The organism is Albidovulum inexpectatum, from assembly GCF_002927635.1.
In the GTDB taxonomy this organism is placed as follows: Bacteria; Pseudomonadota; Alphaproteobacteria; order Rhodobacterales; family Rhodobacteraceae; genus Albidovulum; species Albidovulum inexpectatum.
Genome location: NZ_PRDS01000001.1, coordinates 643,716 through 661,678, shown reverse-complemented (window position 1 = coordinate 661,678; position 17,963 = coordinate 643,716). Strand labels below are relative to the sequence as shown.

The 17,963-nt window shown below is 66.9% G+C and carries 22 protein-coding genes; 3 read left to right on the top strand and 19 right to left on the bottom strand.

The window, feature by feature from the left end; translation table 11 throughout:
* The 19 genes from LV82_RS03345 to LV82_RS03255 form a co-directional block, all read right to left on the bottom strand.
* Nucleotides 1-785: ParB/Srx family N-terminal domain-containing protein (locus LV82_RS03345; RefSeq protein ID WP_146065116.1), on the bottom strand; the 785-nt coding region annotated here is incomplete at its 3' end.
* 414 nt (nt 786-1,199) lie between these two features.
* On the bottom strand, nt 1,200-1,580 hold the full coding sequence (locus tag LV82_RS03340) for a DUF6362 family protein (RefSeq protein ID WP_104069239.1): 381 nt from the start codon (nt 1,578-1,580) through the stop codon (nt 1,200-1,202).
* Complete coding sequence (locus tag LV82_RS03335) at nt 1,573-1,773, bottom strand: hypothetical protein (protein ID WP_071796301.1); 201 nt, start codon at nt 1,771-1,773, stop codon at nt 1,573-1,575. Before LV82_RS03335 ends, LV82_RS03340 begins: the two co-directional genes overlap by 8 nt.
* The gene (locus LV82_RS03330; RefSeq protein WP_211289160.1) at nt 1,770-2,291 is read right to left on the bottom strand and encodes a hypothetical protein; all 522 of its coding nucleotides are present in this window, start codon (nt 2,289-2,291) and stop codon (nt 1,770-1,772) included. The genes LV82_RS03335 and LV82_RS03330 overlap by 4 nt, the downstream gene beginning before the upstream one ends.
* A 108-nt stretch (nt 2,292-2,399) precedes the next feature.
* Nucleotides 2,400-5,330 (bottom strand): DUF7146 domain-containing protein, encoded by a 2,931-nt coding sequence (locus tag LV82_RS03325; protein ID WP_104069238.1) that lies wholly within the window; start codon nt 5,328-5,330, stop codon nt 2,400-2,402.
* Nucleotides 5,323-6,075 carry a MerR family transcriptional regulator gene (locus LV82_RS03320; protein WP_104069237.1) on the bottom strand — a complete coding sequence of 251 codons (753 nt, stop codon included), beginning with the start codon at nt 6,073-6,075 and terminating at the stop codon, nt 5,323-5,325. Before LV82_RS03320 ends, LV82_RS03325 begins: the two co-directional genes overlap by 8 nt.
* Nucleotides 6,072-7,355, bottom strand: a complete 1,284-nt coding sequence (locus tag LV82_RS03315; protein WP_104069236.1) for an ATP-dependent DNA helicase — start codon at nt 7,353-7,355, stop codon at nt 6,072-6,074. Before LV82_RS03315 ends, LV82_RS03320 begins: the two co-directional genes overlap by 4 nt.
* Entirely contained in the window at nt 7,352-8,125 is a 774-nt protein-coding gene (locus tag LV82_RS03310) for a hypothetical protein (RefSeq protein WP_104069235.1), read from the bottom strand. Before LV82_RS03310 ends, LV82_RS03315 begins: the two co-directional genes overlap by 4 nt.
* A gap of 10 nt (nt 8,126-8,135) precedes the next feature.
* Nucleotides 8,136-8,336 carry a DUF6511 domain-containing protein gene (locus tag LV82_RS15045; RefSeq protein ID WP_211289159.1) on the bottom strand — a complete coding sequence of 67 codons (201 nt, stop codon included), beginning with the start codon at nt 8,334-8,336 and terminating at the stop codon, nt 8,136-8,138.
* Between the two features lie 164 nt (nt 8,337-8,500).
* Nucleotides 8,501-8,683 carry a hypothetical protein gene (locus LV82_RS03300; protein ID WP_245873052.1) on the bottom strand — a complete coding sequence of 61 codons (183 nt, stop codon included), beginning with the start codon at nt 8,681-8,683 and terminating at the stop codon, nt 8,501-8,503.
* Between the two features lie 47 nt (nt 8,684-8,730).
* Complete coding sequence (locus tag LV82_RS03295; protein WP_104069324.1) at nt 8,731-9,459, bottom strand: hypothetical protein; 729 nt, start codon at nt 9,457-9,459, stop codon at nt 8,731-8,733.
* 5 nt (nt 9,460-9,464) lie between these two features.
* Nucleotides 9,465-10,313: an ATP-binding protein gene (locus LV82_RS03290; protein WP_104069234.1), complete on the bottom strand. Its 849-nt coding sequence runs from the start codon at nt 10,311-10,313 to the stop codon at nt 9,465-9,467.
* Nucleotides 10,310-10,585 (bottom strand): hypothetical protein, encoded by a 276-nt coding sequence (locus LV82_RS03285; RefSeq protein ID WP_104069233.1) that lies wholly within the window; start codon nt 10,583-10,585, stop codon nt 10,310-10,312. Before LV82_RS03285 ends, LV82_RS03290 begins: the two co-directional genes overlap by 4 nt.
* Complete coding sequence (locus LV82_RS03280; RefSeq protein WP_245873051.1) at nt 10,585-11,118, bottom strand: hypothetical protein; 534 nt, start codon at nt 11,116-11,118, stop codon at nt 10,585-10,587. The genes LV82_RS03285 and LV82_RS03280 overlap by 1 nt, the downstream gene beginning before the upstream one ends.
* Nucleotides 11,118-11,480, bottom strand: a complete 363-nt coding sequence (locus LV82_RS03275) for a hypothetical protein (RefSeq protein ID WP_104069231.1) — start codon at nt 11,478-11,480, stop codon at nt 11,118-11,120. The genes LV82_RS03280 and LV82_RS03275 overlap by 1 nt, the downstream gene beginning before the upstream one ends.
* A 9-nt stretch (nt 11,481-11,489) precedes the next feature.
* Nucleotides 11,490-11,693, bottom strand: coding sequence for a hypothetical protein (locus LV82_RS03270; RefSeq protein ID WP_104069230.1), 204 nt, complete (start codon nt 11,691-11,693; stop codon nt 11,490-11,492).
* 85 nt (nt 11,694-11,778) lie between these two features.
* Nucleotides 11,779-12,486 carry an RNA polymerase sigma factor gene (locus tag LV82_RS03265; protein ID WP_104069229.1) on the bottom strand — a complete coding sequence of 236 codons (708 nt, stop codon included), beginning with the start codon at nt 12,484-12,486 and terminating at the stop codon, nt 11,779-11,781.
* A 98-nt stretch (nt 12,487-12,584) separates the two neighbouring features.
* Entirely contained in the window at nt 12,585-12,833 is a 249-nt protein-coding gene (locus tag LV82_RS03260) for a hypothetical protein (RefSeq protein ID WP_104069228.1), read from the bottom strand.
* A gap of 79 nt (nt 12,834-12,912) precedes the next feature.
* Nucleotides 12,913-15,165 (bottom strand): hypothetical protein, encoded by a 2,253-nt coding sequence (locus LV82_RS03255; protein ID WP_104069227.1) that lies wholly within the window; start codon nt 15,163-15,165, stop codon nt 12,913-12,915.
* Nucleotides 15,166-15,546: 381 nt separating this feature from the next.
* On the opposite strand from LV82_RS03255, the gene LV82_RS03245 reads away from it, so the two are divergent.
* Genes LV82_RS03245 through LV82_RS03235 form a run of 3 tightly spaced genes read left to right on the top strand, consistent with a single transcriptional unit; the run spans nt 15,547 to nt 17,680 of the window.
* On the top strand, nt 15,547-15,996 hold the full coding sequence (locus tag LV82_RS03245) for a DUF2924 domain-containing protein (protein ID WP_104069225.1): 450 nt from the start codon (nt 15,547-15,549) through the stop codon (nt 15,994-15,996).
* Nucleotides 15,993-17,300 (top strand): recombinase family protein, encoded by a 1,308-nt coding sequence (locus LV82_RS03240; protein WP_104069224.1) that lies wholly within the window; start codon nt 15,993-15,995, stop codon nt 17,298-17,300. The genes LV82_RS03245 and LV82_RS03240 overlap by 4 nt, the downstream gene beginning before the upstream one ends.
* Nucleotides 17,297-17,680: a hypothetical protein gene (locus LV82_RS03235; RefSeq protein ID WP_104069223.1), complete on the top strand. Its 384-nt coding sequence runs from the start codon at nt 17,297-17,299 to the stop codon at nt 17,678-17,680. The genes LV82_RS03240 and LV82_RS03235 overlap by 4 nt, the downstream gene beginning before the upstream one ends.
* The last annotated feature ends 283 nt before the right edge of the window (nt 17,681-17,963 follow it).

The window sequence follows — 17,963 nt, the reverse complement described above, 5'->3', positions numbered from 1 at the left end:
GCGGCATCCTCGGTGATCGCCTCGGCGACAGCCGCGGCGATGAAGTCGTCGTAGAGCTCCGCGCCCTGCGAACTGTCGTCCCAGGTGACGCCGTAGGATTGCGACCAGTCCTTGTTCCGGGTCGGATGGTTCGAGCCGTCGTAGTCGACGAGATACGGCGGGTCGGTGGCGAACAGCACCGCGCGCTCGCCGTTCATCAGGCGGCGGACGTCCTCATGGTTCGTGCTGTCCCCGCAGAGCAGCCGGTGATCGCCGAGGATCCACAGATCGCCGGTGCGCGATACCGGATTGCGCGGCGGCTCGGGGATGGTCACCGGCGGCACGGAGCCCCCGGCGCCAACTTCTTCTTCACCGTCCCCCTCCGGCACGAAGGCCAGCAATTTGTCGAGTTCGCCATCGGAGAAGCCGACCAGCGACAGGTCGTAATCGTCGGCCAGCAGATCCTGCAGTTCCGCCGAAAGAACGGCTTCGTTCCAGTCGCCAAGTTCGGTCAATTTGTTGTCGGCCAGACGATAGGCCCGCCGCTGCGCCTCGGTCAGATGACCGAGCACGATCACCGGTGCCTCGGTCAGCCCGAGCTGCGTCGCGGCCAGTACCCGGCCGTGGCCGGCGATCAACTCCCCGTCGTCGCCCACGAGGCAAGGCACGGTCCAGCCGAACTCGGCCATGCTGGCGGCGATCTTCGCGACTTGGTCGGCCCCGTGCACCTTCGCGTTCTTCGCGTAGGGCTGGAGCCTGGTCAGCGGCCAGGTTTCGATCCGCTCGGGAGCGAAGCTCAGCGTCATGGGTGGCGTTCCGTGAGTGGTGGTGGAGTCCGGCTGCGCGGAGTCCACCGGAGTCCGGCCGGACTCCGGCATCCGCAGGGTATCCACCCAGCGTTTCCGGACATGCGTTTGAATTTGCTAATGTTTCAGGCGCTTTGAGGTGGACCTGGATTCCGGGTGGCTTCCCAAAAAATCGGCCCTGTCGCTGGCGATATTGCGCGCCAAGCCCGCCAGCATACGAAAACGCCCAGGAAGGAACCGGAAACTGCCGTGGGCTGGACCCCGGCCGGACCCTCGCTGGATACCGGGGTCCAGGTGGCCCCCGTCAACGCAGAGGGGAGAGCGAGCTTTCCAGCGCACTCTCCCCATCTTGCCTTCGGAATAGCATGGATCTGTTGCAGATGTCGAAGGAAAAAGTGTTGCAACACATTGGAGTCACTGCGCATTCAGGCGCGCGGCGATCTTGGTCAACGCCAGCTGCCAACGCCGCCATGCGGTCGTGCGGTCGCAACCGAGCTCACCGCTGATCTGCTTCCACGGCACACGGGCCGCGCGCGACCAGACCAGCTTGCGCTCCTCCACGCTGATCCAGAGCACCCAGTCGAAGGTCTGCTCGAGCCGGGTGATCGCGGCGGCCGAGGGCCACACCCGCATCGGCTGGGGTTCCATCGCCGCGATCTCGCGGCTGGTCCGCACGATGTCGGGCCAAGTGTTGAAGTAGCCCTGCGCCTTCACCGGCGGCAACTTGCGCAGCGTGCGGAACGCCTCCTCGAAATGATCGGCGACGCAGTCGGCGGTCCATTCGCGATCAGCCATGGCGCGCCTCCCTGTCGGAAGGGCGCGGGCCGTAGAGCTTCTCGCCGAGCTGTCGGACCAGTTCACGCTCGGGCCAGGTGAGGCGGTCGTCATCGGCGGAGACCGCGAGGACGCCCTGTTCCCGCCAGCCCTCGCGCTTGACCTGTTCGGGATCCCGGCGTCGGCCGCCGTAGCCGTGAGGATGCCATCTCATGCGACACCTCCCTTCGTCTCGATAGCCCAGAGCAGGATCGCGATGACGTCGGCCTCGTTGTCGTCGGCCGGGCTGAAGCCGCGGGCGCGGACGGCGGCGACCATGGCGGCCTTGTCGGCGTTGCCCTTGCCCGCGGCATGACGCTTGATCGTGCCGACCGGGACGCCGTCGTAGGGCACGCCGCGCAGCTCGGCCCATGCGGTCAGCGTGGCCATCAGCCCGCCGTAGATGTGGCTCGCGTCGGTGCCTGCGTGGCGGCGGACTTCCTCGAACCAGATCGCCTCCACCGGCCCGGACAACCGGTCGATCTCGCTCAGCCAGTTGGTGAAACGCAGATACCGCATGCCGCCCCCATCGAAGCGGCCGGGGCGAAAGCTGGCCGTGCCGGTGGTGATCAAACCATCATGGCTGCGTAGTGCCCAGCCGGTGGTGGTGCCGAGATCGAGGGCGAGGATGGTGCGGGATGGTGGATTCAGGGTTGCGCCCGGCTCGGTGCCGAGCAGAGTCGTATCAGCCATGGGTGGTCTCCTTTTCTGGTTGGCTGCTCGGGTGGAAGGCGACGGCGGTTGATGCTTGGCGGTACCGGCCGCCGTCGTCGGATTGGGTGGGTTGGAGGTCTACGCGGTTCATGGATCGATCTCCCGCAGCCAGTCCGGGACGGGTGAACCTCGGGAACCTGCCGCAGGAGGTTCACACGGAGGTTCACACTGCCAAGGCTCTGAATTCACGGGGATTTGTGAACCTCGCGAACCTTGTGAACCTTTTCCGGCATCCCTCTTCGCACGCGTGTGTGCGCGCGCGTGCGTAAGGGTTGGGAGAGGTTCACAAGGTTCACAAGGTTCACATTTGCCAGCCAGATCAATGGCTTGATCGTGTGAGCCTCGGTTCTGGAGGTTCACACTCGCGCCCCGAGGTTCACACGTATCGGTCCCTCGCGAGCCCGACTGCGGACGCGACGGTTGCTCCGCGACCTTCAGCTGCCACCTGACCGCCCGCCGAAACGTGCCCGCCTGAACCAGCCTGACCGTCAGGTCGCCCACCCGGAACACGCGGTCTCGCATTTTCTTGATGGCGATCCCGAAGCTGGTCTTCTGTGCACGGTCCGTGTGGCCGGTGATCGGGGGCGCCGGATCGCAGAACAGGGCCACGTCGAACAGGTCGGCCACGCCCACCTCGGCCGTGCCGAACCTGTCCCACCAGGCGGCGATGAAGGCGCTCCAGCCCGCGCCCTCGCTGTCGGAGGCCGCCATCATCTCGTCGAGGTTGCCGAGGAAGCCGGGGATGCCGGCGGTCTCAAGGACACCGCCGACGATCTGCGCCCAGTTCTCGAAGGAGCCGATGGTCCTCGTACCCCGCGGTTTGCCGGCGGCGATCCACGCCTGGCAGAGCGTCAGGCAGGCCGCGACCAGCCGTGCGCGGTTGGCCCGCACCCACACCATCAGGTCCGGGTGACGGAAGCCCGAGCGCTGCCATGGTTGCTCGACATTGGCATCGAGTCGGATGCGCACCAGGCGTCGCGCCATCTCGTTGGAGAACTCGGGGTTGTTGCCGGTCGCGATCCAGAGGCAGCGGATCGGCAGCCGCGCCATTTCCGATGCGCCGAGGATGCGGTCTTCCCAGAAGGGCGCGGTGAGTGCTGCGGCCACGGCCGAGCTGTCAAGCTTGGCGCGCAGGTTGTCGATCAGGATTATCGCGGGGATCTGACGCAGCTTGGCGGTGACGCGCTTGCGCCATTCCTCGTCGTCACGTCCTTCGGTCATGACGCTGGCGCCAGTGCCCGTGAGGATCGTGGCGATCGCGTCGACCATAAGCGTGGCGCCGGTCCCGGGCGTGGGTTTCTCGATCAGGTGCAGCGGGGTCGGCCCGTCGATCATGCCCCGCAGGAAACCGAGCAGCAGGAGCGCCACTGCATGGGCTCGTTCAGCCTCACCGGTGAAGGGGAAGTCGCCAAGCAGGTCCTCGCAGATGAGCGTGCGCGCCGCGGCGATCTCGGACGGGGCCGGCCTGGTGGGGATGTCCGGCACGGCAAAGCCCGGCGCCGGGACGTAGAGCAGCCGCGCATCGGGATGATAGCCCGGCATGGTGATCAGCGTGCCGCCTCTACCGAAGACCGGTGTGTTCACGATACCGGTCAGCACGGGCAGTGCCGGGTCGGGCGTGGCAAGGACCGACTTGACCACGGGCAAGGGTGGTGGCGCCGGGATCTGCTCGCCCTTGGCGTTCACGCGCACCCAACGGGCGAGCCGCGCCAGCATGTGGCGCAGCTTCTCCTCATTGAGGGCCGTGGCGACGGGACGGCCCTCGTCGTCGGGCACGACCCATGTGGGCTGGCCTGCAAGGCGGAAGAGCCAGGGGCAGCGGTTCGAGGCCATGAGCAGGCTCCAGACCTGCTCGTTCGCCCGCGCCAGATCGCCCTCGTCGGCGCGGAGTGTCGGAAGCCTGTCGCCCGAGCCTTGGTAGTTGAGTGGCCGGTGCTGCCCGATCTGCATCGCTGTCTCGGCCTCGACGACGCTCTCCGCGGCGGCGATCACGCGCGCCACTCCGGCGGAACCGTCGCTCAGCAGCAGATCGTTGAAGTCCTGTCCTTCCTCGGGCGGCAGGGCGATGGCGACGTCGCGCCCCTGCGCGCGCAGCCGGCGCGCGGCAGCATCGGCGGCGCGCATTCCGGCGCCCGAAGCGTCGTTGTCGGCGAGGATCACGATGCGCTGGGCGGCCGGGGGCAGTTCGACCTGTTCGAGCCCTGAGGTCGAGAGCGTCGCCCAGACCGGCAAGTCGGGACAGGCCGTCATGGCCGCGAGGCCGGTCTCGATTCCTTCCGACAGCGCCAGCCTGTCGCCGTCGCCGATGGGTGCGAGCCGCACGGCCCCGCCGGCAACGCGGCCGAGCATCTTCTTCGCCTTGTCGAGCGGCGCCTTGCGGATACCGCCGTCAGGGTCTGCCGCGAGCCATGTCCGGTGCAGCCCGATGACGTCGCCGTTCCGGTCCCGGACCTGGCCGATGAGTGCCGGGTAGCCGGTCTTCGTTTCGTAATGCGCCAGATCGGGGTGAAACAGCAGATCGGCCTCGGCCGGGACGGCCAGACCGCGGCCCGCGAGATAGCCCGCGGCCGGGGTGCCGGCGAGCGGTTCGGCTGAGGACAGGATGTGGACAATCTCGAGGCTGGCGTCCCGCTTGGGTGGCGGCGGCGTCGCTGGCGTCTGCCGCACTGGCGCGCCCGGGGAGACGCCCGCGACTTCTGCGGCCCGCGCGATCAGCGCACGGCCTTCAAGCCCGGTCGCCGCCTCGATGGCGCTGATCGGCCCGCCTCCCTCATTACCGTCGAAGTCGATCCAGTCGCCGGCATGGGGCCCGCGCAGGGTGATGACGCAGGAGCCGGTGTTCCGGGGTGCGTCGCCCCGGATATTGGCGAGCCGCCATTCGTCGCCGGAGCGGCGGCCGCGCGGAAAGAGGTCGGGCACCCAATGCGCGGCCGTCTCGCGCAGACGCTCGACGATCAGGTCGAGATCAAAGCGCGGCGCCTCGGGTTCGGGCGGGAGAGTGTCGTTGAGGTCAAGCATGGCATCCACCCTCCCGCGATGCGCTGTCGGCGGCCGGCGCGACCGCGTTGAGATCGAGCGTGATCTCCGCCGCTAGATCGTGCGCGCTCAACGGTCCGGCTTCGGCAGGGCGGAGCGACAGCCGTCCTTCCCGCTCGAGCGCGCGGGCCTGGTCTCGGGTGATCCCGAGGAAGCGAGCCACTTCGCCGATGGTGCAGACCTGTCCCTCGAAGACGAACCAGCGTGTGCTGCGTCTGTTGCGGGACTGCACGATCGGCGGCGCCCAGCGGCAGTTTCCCGGCTCGTAACCGCCGTCGGAAGAGATCCGTTCGAGGCTCCATTCCGGGTGCGGTTTGGGCCCGAGATCCTCGAGGAAGGCTTCGAAGCTCTCGGCCCATCGGCGGCACATCCGGATGCCACGGCCGCCATAAGCGCCATAGGAGGCGTTCCGCGGATTGCCGCAGCGCTTCTTCGCCGCCAGCCACGCCATGTATTCGCCGGTCGGCCGGGACTCGGCGGCATGGCCGTGACGCGTCGCGCGCGCGATCGCCAGGCACCCGCAGGAGCGGCTTCCACCGGTATCCGAGCGAAGCGCGCGTTGAAGACTCTGCTGCAGAACCGTCCTCTCCGTTCCGCAAGCGCAGCGACACGCCCACCTCGGGCGGGTCCGCCCTGACCGGGTTGCGAGCGGTTCGGCCGCCGCGACCACGGTCCAGCGGTGGATGCGTGCGCCAGGCGCGATCGTGTTGTTGATGCTGGTGGTCATGACAGGATCACGAGCCCCCATTCCGCGCGGGTGATGGCGGTGTAGAGCCACCGGTTGCGATCGGCGGCCGTGTGGCCGAACCCGTCATCCACGACGACGACCGTGGGGAACTGGCTGCCCTGCGCCTTGTGGCAGGTGATGGCGTAGCCCCAGCTGGTCTCGATCAGGCCGCGCCTTATCTGCCATTCGCGCCGCCCGCGCTCGGGGTCATAGGCGATGTGGTCCGCATACTCGCCGCGCCAGAAGCTCTGCCGCCCGGCGATGGTCTCGCCGTCTTCTGTCTCGACCACGGCGCTGAAGGCGAAGGCGTCGTCGGGGTCCTGGCGCACGTCGCTCAACGTCAGGAACATGCCGTTGATCAGTCCGAGATCGTGACGGTTCTTGAGGCAGATGATCTTCTCGCCGCTGCCGGTCGGGTAGTCGGCCTCGAACCCGGCCGCGCACTTCATGGCGGTGTTCAGCCAGCGCCGCGTCGCGTTGGTGCCGCAGATCACCTGGCCGCCGCGCAGCATCTGCTCCGGGCCGACGTCTTGGCGTGGCATCTTCCAGACGTGGTCGTCATGCGCGCCCATCGGGATCGGCGCGCCCTCCCGCGCCAGCGTCGCGAGCCGCAGGATCGCGCTGTCCCGGGCCTGCCGGTGCACCTCGGTCAGCATCACGTCGGGCGCCGCCTCGGTGAAGAATCCCGTGCCCTTCACGGGGGGCAATTGGCCCGGATCGCCCAGCACCAGGATCGGCTTGCCGAAGGCGAGAAGGTCGCGCCCCAGATCCTCGCCCACCATCGACACCTCATCGAGCACGAGGAGGTCGGCGTCGCGCAGGATCGATTGCTCGTTGATCAGGAACTTGGGCTGGTGGATGTCCTCGAGCCGCATCTCGAGTTGGGCGATCCGCGTTGCTGCAAAGTCGCGTTCGGCCGGACCCATCCCAGGGAGCTTCGAGATCAGATCTGCAAGATCCGCATGGACCCGCTCGATCTCCTCGGGCGTCGCCTCGGAGACGCGGTAGATCAGGCTGTGGATGGTCTGTGCCGGCGTGCCCTTGCGCGTCATCACGAGCGCGGCCTTGCCGGTGAAGGCGCCGAAGAGCACGCCGCCCGATGCGCCGGGTGTCATCGGCTCCAGCCCCAGCGCCTCGATCGCCTGCGCGGTGGTCGTGGTCTTGCCGGTGCCGGCATAGCCGAACACCCGAAACACCTGCTGCTCGTGGCGACGGGTCTCGTACCATTCGCGGATGGCCGCGATGGCGCGGCTTTGCATTTCGGAAAGCCTTATGGTCATGACTGGGCCTCCCAGCAGCGTGCCGAGAACGGGCAGAACCGGCAGAGATAGAAGTCGGGGCTTGTCGCGATCCGCGGCAACAGATCTCCCGTTTCCGCAGCGCGCAGCACGGCCACCGCCTTGTCGGAAAGCTCCTGCGCGGTCGCCGGATCGAAGGGGACGTGCTCGTGGTAGAATTCGCAGCTGTCCTTGTTCAGCGCGGTGAAGAGCGCCGACCCGAGGTCCATATAGGCCATGTAGATCTGCATCTGCCCGAAATAGACGGGCTTGGAGAGCCGGACGCCCTTCTTGACCGTGTCCGACCAGGACGACGCCTTCAATGCCTTGTGCTCCCAGAGCACCGGCCAGGCGAGGCCCACCTCCGGGCCGTCGACGATGATGCCATCGACATGACCCCGGATCTTTCCTCCGGCGGTCTCGAAGCCGAACTGGCCACCCTCGCGCGTCTGCGTCCGCAGGTCGAACCCGGCCAGCCGCAGCCAGCGGATTGAGAGATCCTCGAAGACATGGCCTGCGGCGAAGATGCGCAGGCTCCGCCCCTCGAGTTCCTTGCCGCGGTCGGGCGGTGTGTGGGTTACCTCGTAGACGAGGCGACGCGCGCAGGGCTCGCCGATCCGGCTGGCCCCGAGATAGTCGCGGGGCCGTTGCCCATCGCGGTCGGCTAGGAGGGCGTCGTCGAGCAGCGTGTTGATCCGGGCCCCGAGCGGCGGCAGGGAGTCCGCGGCGCGGCCGTAGACGAAGCCCGAGCGGTGATTGAGGTCGACCAGCATCAGCACCCCCTCAGAACGGCACGTCGCCGGCGTCGGACTGGCGCTGCATCGACGCCTGGAATCCGTCGACGCAGGCCTCGATCAGGCGGTCGATGTCCTCGGCGGATCGGTCGAAGAAGGGCTCCATCAGCCCCATCTCCGTCAGCGCCTCGGCCAGTTCCCGGCGCGCATCGCGGATCGCGCGGGTTTCCATGTCGGTCTTGTCGATCATTCCGTGGTTCCTTCTTGCATTGGCCGAGCCCGCCGTAAGGCAGGCCATGGAACAGAAGCGGTGGTACGGATGGCGGTCCCGGCGCAGGCCGTGGCAGTAGCCAAAGCCCCGGGCCTCCCGGCCGCAGAGCGCGCAGGGCACGCGGCTGCCGAGTTCGGCGCGGGTCACCCCATCAGAAGCAGGTCGAGCGCGTTCCGCTCCTCCTCGTCCGGCGCGGCGGTTCGGCGCTCGGAGGCCAGCACGATGAAGCGACTGATGGCGTTCGACGCCATGCATTCCAGATCGCGCCGGGTGAGGCTCGCGATGGGGCGGTCGAGCCGCCCCCGCGCCTCGAGCCAGCGCCCCATTGCAAGGGCCGCCTCCGTGGTGACATGCGCCTGCCATTCGTCCGGACTCACGGGTTGAGCCAGGCCGGGCCGCCGGCTGTCTTCGGCGCGGCGGACTCGGCGGCAGGTTGGGCGGCGGGCTGGGCGGACGGCGAGGACCACGCGGGCGCGGCCGGCGCCGCGGCGGGCTGCGACTGCCCCCAGGCGGGAGTTGCGGGCTGCGCGGACGCGGCGGCCGGCCGGGTCCTGTTCGAGGGCTGCGCGGGAACCGGTTCGCCGGCCATCACCTTCTGCCACTCGGGCGCGGTGGGCAGCACGACATGGTCAAGCTTGTTGGCGTCCTTGTAGGCGGGATTGCGGTTCGGCTCGATCTGGATCTTCGCGACGAAGGTGATCCCGTCGAGATCGGCGAGCCCGCGCAGCACGCGCTTGGCCTTCGCCTCCTCGCTCATGTCCTCGGGGTTCAGCCCAAGCGCGCTGTCGATCATGGCACGAAATGTCGACTTGGAAATCTTCCAGCCGATCGACTGGCCCTGTTCGTCAAGCTTGCCGCCCTGCACGGTGAAGTTCTGCCAGAACTTGCGCCGAGCATACGGCCCCTCGACCACGGTGAACTCGGCATCGAGCATCAGCACGTCGCTGCCCGGTTGGTTGGAAGGCTTCAGCAGCCCACGGTCCACCTCGCTCATCCCGTCCCGGCCGCCCTTGCGGATAGACATGGTCACCTTGGCAAAGGTGCCGTCGGGGATCAGGTCGCCGGACTGCTGCGGCGCCACGTCGTTCATGTCGAAGGTCATCTCGTTCATCCTTTCGCTGTGTCGTTGATCTTGGAGAGGAGCGCGCCGAGATCGGCGGGCTCGGTCAGGTCGAGTCGCCCCGAGCGATCCTTCGCGGGCAGGCCCCAGGGATTGCCGGAGCGGCAGACGAGGCGGCGCGTCTCGCCTTTCTCGGGGTCGTGCCGCCAGGCGGTAGCGCCATCGGGGCCGGTCTCGGGGGTGAAGAGGCCGAGGGTCATCACCTGGTCGACGATGCCGGGCAGTTCGCGCGCGGCCTTGCCGCCTTCCATCTGCGGCTGCCAGATTGTCCGGTTCATCTCGTCGGTGATCCGCTCCAGAATGCCGACGAAGATCACGGTTCGGCCGGGCGCATGCTGAAGGTGCTTCAGAAGCCCTATCACCTCGCGGGCGAGGAGCCCGTAGGCGCCGCGGGTGTCCGGTTTGCCGGTGCGCTCGGAGATCGCCTCTGGGCGGGTCCGGGCCCAGGCCATCGCCTGCCGCGTCAGGTCGGTAATGCTGTCGACGAACACGATGCGCTTGGTATCGAGCCGCGCGGCGAGTTCGGGATGGTGGTTCCGCAGATGCGCATGATGCGCCTCCGAGAAGTGCTCGTCAGGCTGCGCAGCCGGATTGGGGCCACCGATCAGGCAGGCAATATCGACGGCGTCGGAATAGCGGCGGATCGGCAGGCTGTCGCCGCGCCAGTCCTGCACCGACTTGAGCCCGGCCTCGAGATCGAGGCAGACGGTCTCCTCGGCGGGAAGCGTCGTCAAGAGCGTGGTCTTGCCGACGCCGCTCGGGCCAAACAGCGCCACGGTAGTCTTGCCTTGCGCCTCGCGCAGCCGCTCCTCGGCGGTGATGATCCTGAGCGTCATTTGAGCCCCCTCGCAGCTGCTTTCAGCGCCAGGTCGCGCCCACGCGCACCACCCTCGCGGGCAAGCTCGTAGAGCCTGCGCAGTGCCCGCAGCCGCTCGGTCAGGGCGTTCACCTCGGCGTCAAGGTCCATGATGGTGATGGCGAGATCGTCGAGCGTAGCTTCGGCGATCGGCGTGGCGTGGAGCGTTACGCCCGGCTGCGTCAGGGTGTCGGGCAGAGCCCTCAGTTCGTACCTGTGTTCGCGCAGGCGTTTGAGATCGTTCTGTCGCATCAGGACTTCTCCGATTGCGGGATGATGTGGAAGGCGGGCTTGCCCGGCCGCATGGTGCGGGCCGGCTCGAACCCGGCGCGGATCGCCTCGGGCCAGGCGGCGTATTTGCGCTCGGGCACCTTGTAGGTGACGTCGACATACTGGCTGGGGTCGTCGCCCGCAGCGCGGATGCGCGCGACCATCGCGGCGAGCTGCTCCTGATCCCAATCCACCCGCTTGGGCAGGTCCGCGACCACGGTAAAGTCGCCATCGTCAAAGCGAACCGCGCCGGTGTCCTTGCCCCGCGCCCGGCGCTCTTCCTCGGCGCGGGTCGCGTAGCGAATGGTCAGAGCGCCATCCAGGCGGGCCTTGGCTGCCTTCGCCTGCTTCAGGCGCTCGTCCACCTCGCGCTGCAGGATGGCGAGAAGGTCGACGGGAAGCCGGGCGATCTCGGCCGCGTCGAGACGAACGAGATCGTCGGCTGTGGGCCCATTGTCGGGGTAAGGCATGAACGGATCTCCATGATTGGCAAACTGATCGAGAAAGCGGCGCATCAGGCGGCCTCCGGCTCTGCGAGCAGCCGGTCGAGCGGCATGGACGTCGTCCGTGCCTTCGGCCGGGCGATGGCGAGATAGGCGAAGCGGTCGGGGCCGAGGCGCTGCTGCACGAGATGCACAAGGCCTGCCTCGCAGGCTTGGAAGGCGGCGGAAGCGAGCCCCGCGAGGCACTGGCGATCCCTGTCGGGCAGGGTCGACATGCCCGGCATCGCGTCGATCCCGAGAAAGCCCCGGTGGTATTCCAGCCGGTCCCCCGGCGCGGCCTGGCCCACCCAGGCGCAGAACTCGATATCCGTGAGCGGGCGCGCGGCGCGGGTCACGGGCGTGAACGTGGTGTGGAGCATGCGTGTCACTTCCATGTCCTGCCTCTACGCATCGGTCCCGGCAGGCGTCCCGGCCGGGTCCGGGGCATTCACGTAGATCGCGACAAGGGGCGTTCCGTCCTGATGGGCGCCGGCCTTTTCGATGCGATAGGTGCGGTGGCTCTTCAGGACCTCAGGCAACTCCCAGCGGCGGAAGAGCCCCGGGATGCGGACCAGTTCGCCTGTCAAAGCCTGATCGTGTAACTTCATCGGGTCATCCTTGGTGGCGGCCCGAGACGGTTCCGGGCCATTCGATCGAGAAAAGCCACCCGGGCCTGCGAAACGGGACATCGCCTCAGACGAATTCATCGAAGGCCTCCCGCAGACGCCGTTTGGCGCGCTGATAGCGTTTGCGCGCCGCCGCCTCGGACAGGCCGAGCGTTCCGGCGATCTCGCTTTGCGTGAAGCCATCGACCGCCACCCGCAGGACCAGGTCGCCATCGCGGCCGATCAGCTGTTCGACGTCCCGGCGAAGGAAAATCGCCTCGGCTCCGCAGGTCGATCCGACCGCGTCGGGATCGACGTCTCCAACGGATCTCCACCGGGCGGTCTCGCGGCAATGAGCGCGCAGGGCATCGCGCTCGACATTCCTCAGCACTGTCGCGGCGATCCGGCTGACCCGGCGCAAGTCGAGACCGCGCAGGGTCTCCGTGGCGCGCGCGAGCACGTCCGACGAGACGTCATCCGGGCTCCCTGTCTTGCGCCACAACAACCGCCGCCGGACCGCGTCGAGGCCGGGCCAGAGCGCGAGCAGCAACAGTGTCAGGGCGCACTCGGATGCTGGATCATCGACCTGGGCCGCACTCGTCAGAGCCCTCAGGATGCGGTTCTTGCGCTCGGCCGGATCAACCGCTCCGTGCAGCACATCGAGCAGCGCGGCTGGATCGACGAAATCGGCAAGCGCCGGGTTGCCGCGCCGGAGCGACTGGAAGGACTTCTGGAAACGCAGGGTGTTGGTCGTCATCACGAGGCTGTCGTGGATCTCGTGCCATTCGAAGGACATCGGACGTCTGCCTTTCGGCCAGGCGTCGGGCGCCTTCTCGTGGCCAGGTCAGGACGTCGCGCGTCTCTTCGGTTGCAAGATGAGAGGGGGCGCCCGCGTCAGATCGCGGACGACGGGGCCTTGTTCAGCGTGCCGCAGCCGCGGCAGGTGGCGACCGCGGGCAGGCTCACGAAATATTCGTGGCCACGGGCAAAGCGCAGGTGCAGCTGGCCGCCCCGGCGGACGCCGAGCAGCTTGTCGCAGCGCGTGCAGCGCCATTCAGTGTCGGGGTGATCGGAATCGCCAGCCGCGCGGCAAGCCCGGCCGGTCGGGTGCGCGTATCCGCGCTGGAAGTCGGGAGTCGGCATGGAAATGCTCCTCTGTTGTGGAGCCTTTCCAATAATCAGCGGTTTGTCAGACCGTCCCCCATCGCATGTTAGACCGTTGTCAGACGGGCTCTTCGACCTTGCCCTCCGGAGCATTCACTGATGGGGACTGCTCAGTGACCAGGCGCCAGTATCCGCGCTTCTCGCCCTTGGCGATGTAGACGTTCAAGATACTTTCCCAGGTTTTCGACCGGAAGGCCTGCTGGGGGCTGCGTGAGCCAAGCCCGTCCATCAACTGCTTGACCTGCACGTCCGGGCTGCCGGCTTTGCTGGCTGCCACCAGGCGCTCGAAGATCGAGATCTGCTCCGCGCCCGTTAGGTTCAGCGGATCCTTCCCCGGGATGTGCACAGTCGCCGACTGCTTGCCGGAACGGAGCACTTGTGGTGTCGCACCGCCGCGCGCGAGCGCGAAATTGCTGCGGAACGCCAGCTCGAGCCCGTCGCGCACGACCGCGAATTCCTCCTCTGCCGGCGCAATGTTCGACAGCAACGACACCACGACGTTCGGCCCGAGATGGGAGGGCATGTCCTCGCTGGCCGACAGCACGATGCCGACGCCGGCCTGGTTGCGCGCACGCATCGCCAGGTCCAGCCGTTCGACGGTCTTCAGGTCGTTCAGCCGCCGCGCGAAATACAGAGGAACCTCAGCGCCGCCGATCTCCATCGCACCAAGCAAGGTCAGGTCCGGGTCGAGGTTCTGTTGCGCCCCGCGCCGCGTCAGCAGCGGTTTCAGCAACCGCAGGATCGTCTCGTGAAGCCATTCCTCGTTGATCGAATACTTGTCGAGATCGTCGGCGGGCACGTCGCCGGCTTCCTCGCCGAACGGCCCTTCGGCGCGGACCATCCCTGGCTTCTCGGACGGTTTCACCGCCCCCTCACCATCGATGTCGCAATCTTCGATCAGCACGACGTCCTGGCGGTCGCGCCGCTCGAGCAGCCCACCTTCGATCAGCCGTTGAGCATCGAGACCGAGCTCGCGCAGGTACTGTCCCGTTACCTCATCCTCGACGCGGTCGTGCAGCTTGATCAACTCGGCAAACATCGCCCGCAGGTCTGTCGGGTCGATCTGTCGGAAGGCGCTGAGGATGCCCCACTCCTGAAGCAACATAAACCCGAGGCTGCGCTCTTCCGGATCCTTGTGGCTCTGGAGATTGCAGCTCTTCGTGCCCGAGATCGTGATGTTGAGCGTCCGCTCGGTCGCGTCCCCGGCCCGACTGTAGACCACCGCGATGCCAATCCGGCTGAAACGCTCGGCGCGCCGGAACACGTTGCGCGCGCCAAGATACTGGTCGGCGACCTCCTCGATGTCGTCGTCAATGGTGACTTTCAGCAGCAGCTTGCGCCGCCAATGACCGAGGCGCACCTCCGCTTCCAGGACGCGTGCGCTGCTGATGTCGTACCCGTCGAGGGCGGGCCGTTCGAGCGCCAGCGACGATCGGAAGCGGGTGAGATTGTAGCGCTTCCAGGTCAGCGGCTTCTGCGAGATATCATGGTTGAGCGCGACCTCGGCGAAGGTGTCGCTGACCTGCTGGCGAACCAGCGGGCTGTCCGCGCAGACCTCGATCTGCTGTAGCGACGGCGTGTAGATCAGCGTCGCCTCGTTGGGTGGGCGATAGTAGATCGCCGCGCGCCGGCCGTCGTGGCGATGATTGTAGACGCTGGAGAGCGGCCCCCCATGGCGCACGATCAGCATGATTGACGCCGGGTGAGCATCGGTCTTTGGCAGGTCGAGCGCACGGACGGTGCAGGAGATCGCCGGCTTGAGCTCGAGGGCCTTCTTGATCCTGTCCGACAGTGCCGTCTCGTCGATGGATGCCGCATTGAGCGGCGCCGCGTTTTCGAGATCCACCTCGAAGGCATCATAGAGCTTGCGGTGGTCGCGAAACTGTCGGGCGAAGTGGAAGCTCTCCGCATCCTCGAAGGTCTCGCGGGCATTGAGGAACACCCAGATGCTCCTGCAGAGCGGATCTGGCTGATCCTCGAATTCCGCCGCCCGTTCGTGATCCAGCTTTTGGGCCACGATGGTTTCCAGCGACGTGACGCCCTTGCCGCTGGCGAGGGCGCGAATGCGGCGTGATCGGGTTTCGGTCGGGCGAAGTTCATCCGGGTCAAATTCTGAGAGAATCTTGATCGCCTGCTCCCGAAACGCGTGAACGGCGTCCTCGTCTTCAAGATCGGGCATATCCTCCGGCAGGTCGAATTCTGGCTCGCTGTCATCGTCCCGAACGGCGAGCGCAGCACGCAGTAGATCGATCCGCGCATCTTCGATCAGACCAAGGGTCTCGGGGCCCAAAGGAAGAGACTTGCGCGGCATGAACACACCTCAATCAATTGCTGCTCAGTAGGGATACAATTTGGGAAGATTGCGGAGTCGCAGCCTGCGGGCAAGTCTTTTTTGTTCCTTCTCTGTTCCTGTCGCAGGTGTGGGTGTCCCTTTGAGGCTCGGGAGGTGGCTTTTCCTCTGTGACGCACCAGGAAAGGCACGCCGCAATCCCATGAAACGCCCCAACCCCCTGCCGCCCGACCAGATGACGCCCGCAGAGCGCCGCACCGAGCTGTGCGGCCTTCTGGCGCTCGGGCTGGTTCGGTTGCAGATGCGGGAGGTGGGCGAAGTATCTGACAAGACTGGAGAACGTTGCCTACACTATCCGCCCGACCAATGCCGTCATGCAACTCCAACTCGCAGGAGAGATGCATGAACAAGCCCGATACCATCCCCGCGCGCCTGGTCGCGCTGAAGACCACCTCGACGCCGGACCTGAAGGCGCAGTGGCGCGAGCTGTTCGACAGCGAGCCGCCACCCTTCAACCGGCGCTACCTCGAAAGCCGGCTGGCCTATCGCATCCAGGAGCTGGCCTATGGCGGGCTGAAGCTGGAAACGATCCGGCGGCTGGAGCGGCTGGGAGAAGACCTCGACGGCGGCGATCGCAAGAAAAGCCGCGTCCGCGCCGACACGATGCCCATCGCCGGCACGCGCCTGATCCGCGAATGGCAGGGCGTCGAGCATGTCGTTACCGTCACCGCCGACGGCTTCGAATGGCAGGGGCGGCCCTACAAGTCGCTGTCGGCCATCGCCCGCGCCATCACCGGCACCCGCTGGAACGGCTGGGTGTTCTTCGGCCTGAAATCGCGGAGGCGCGCATGACCGAAGTCAAGATCAAGCGCCGCTGCGCCATCTATACTCGCAAGTCCTCGGAAGAAGGGCTGGAGCAGGAGTTCAACTCGCTCGACGCGCAGCGAGAGGCCTGCGAAGCCTATATCGCCAGCCAGCGCTCCGAGGGCTGGGTGCTGGTCCGCGACCGGTATGATGATGGCGGCGTCTCGGGCGGCACGCTGGAGAGGCCCGGCCTGCAGCGGCTGATTGCCGACATCGAGGACGGGCTGGTCGATGTGGTGGTGGTTTACAAGATCGACCGCCTCAGCCGCTCGCTGGCGGACTTCGCCAAGCTGGTCGAGGTCTTCGACCGCAATGACGTGACCTTCGTCTCCGTCACCCAGTCCTTCAACACCACCACGTCGATGGGGCGGCTGACGCTGAACATCCTGCTGTCCTTTGCCCAGTTCGAACGCGAGGTGACGGCCGAGCGGATCCGCGACAAGGTCGCCGCCTCTCGCCGGAAGGGCATGTGGATGGGTGGTGTTTCGCCCTACGGCTACCGGGTGGAAAACCGCAAGCTGGTTATCGACGAGGAACGCGCCGAGCACGTCCGCTGGATCTTTGCCAGGTTCCTCGAGATCGGATCAGGCACGGAACTGGCGCGGGAATTGGAGGCCAAAGGCATCCGCACGCCGCGCGGCAACCGGATCGACAAGAAGTTCCTCTACCGGATGCTGAACAACCGCGCCTATATCGGCGAGGCGGTCCACAAGGGCAAAAGCTACCCCGGAGAGCACGATGCCATCATCGACCGCGCAACATGGGACCGCGTGCACGCCATCCTTCGGGAAAGCCCGCGCAAGCGCGCCGCGCGCACCCGCGCCGATACACCGGCGTTGCTCAAGGGACTGCTGTTTGGCCCCGACGGCGCGGCCTTCTCGCCGACCCACACCCGCAAAGGCGGCAAACTCTACCGCTACTATGTGAGTCAGACCGTGCTGAAGCACGGTGCTGGTTCGTGTCCGGTCGGCCGCGTGCCAGCAGGGGAGATCGAGGCGGCCGTCATCGACCAGCTTCGCGCCGTGTTCCGCCAGCCCGAGATCGTGGCGGGCACGTGGAAGGCCGCCCGCACCCACACCGACGACCTCACCGAGGACGACGCGCGTTCCGCACTCCAGCAGATTGACCCATTGTGGGACGAGCTTTTCCCTGCCGAGCAGGCGCGCATCGCGGCGCTGCTCATCGAGCGGATCGACATCGGCACCGAGGGGCTCGACATCCGGCTGCGCGTCGATGGGCTGCGCTGCCTAGCGCGGGAGATGCTGGCAGGTGACACGGAGGCAGCCGCATGAAACCCACGCCCGAGACCATCACCCTGCATGTGCCATTCCGCGTCACGAAGCGCGGCGGGCGGAAGGAGGTGCAGTTGCCCGAGGGCGCGCCGGTCCAACGCCGAACCGACAACACGATGGTCAAGGCGCTCGCCCGCGCGTTCCGATGGAAGAAGATGCTGGAATCGGGCGAGTACGCCACCATCGCCGAACTGGCGGAGCGCGAGGGCATCGCGCCCTCCTACATGACCCGCGTCCTGCGCCTGACACTGCTCGCGCCCGACATCGTCGAGGCGATCCTGGATGGAAAGCGGGGGCCGGAGGTCACGCTGGCGCGGGTGTTGGAGCCGTTCCCGACAGATTGGGCTGCCCAGCCAGACCACTTCGGGCAAAATGGCTGAAGCGGCCGTTCGTGCTCGACGCGGCGATCGACCGGTGAGAGCCCAAACTACCTCGTGCCGCCAAGACGGCATTTCGCGGTCGCAGAACGAAGGTTTCGGCAGGGCCGGCCCTAAACCGCCGTTGGCGAAGGCTCTCTACGCCGTGCTGCAGCTTCCCCAGAGCGGCCCTTAATGCGCACCGCAGCGTTTTGCTTTAACCGCAAGTCGGCGACCGGGGGGGCAATTCGCTCATTTACTACAAATGTTTGAATGGGGGAGTTTTGTAGTCGCGTTGCTTGATAAC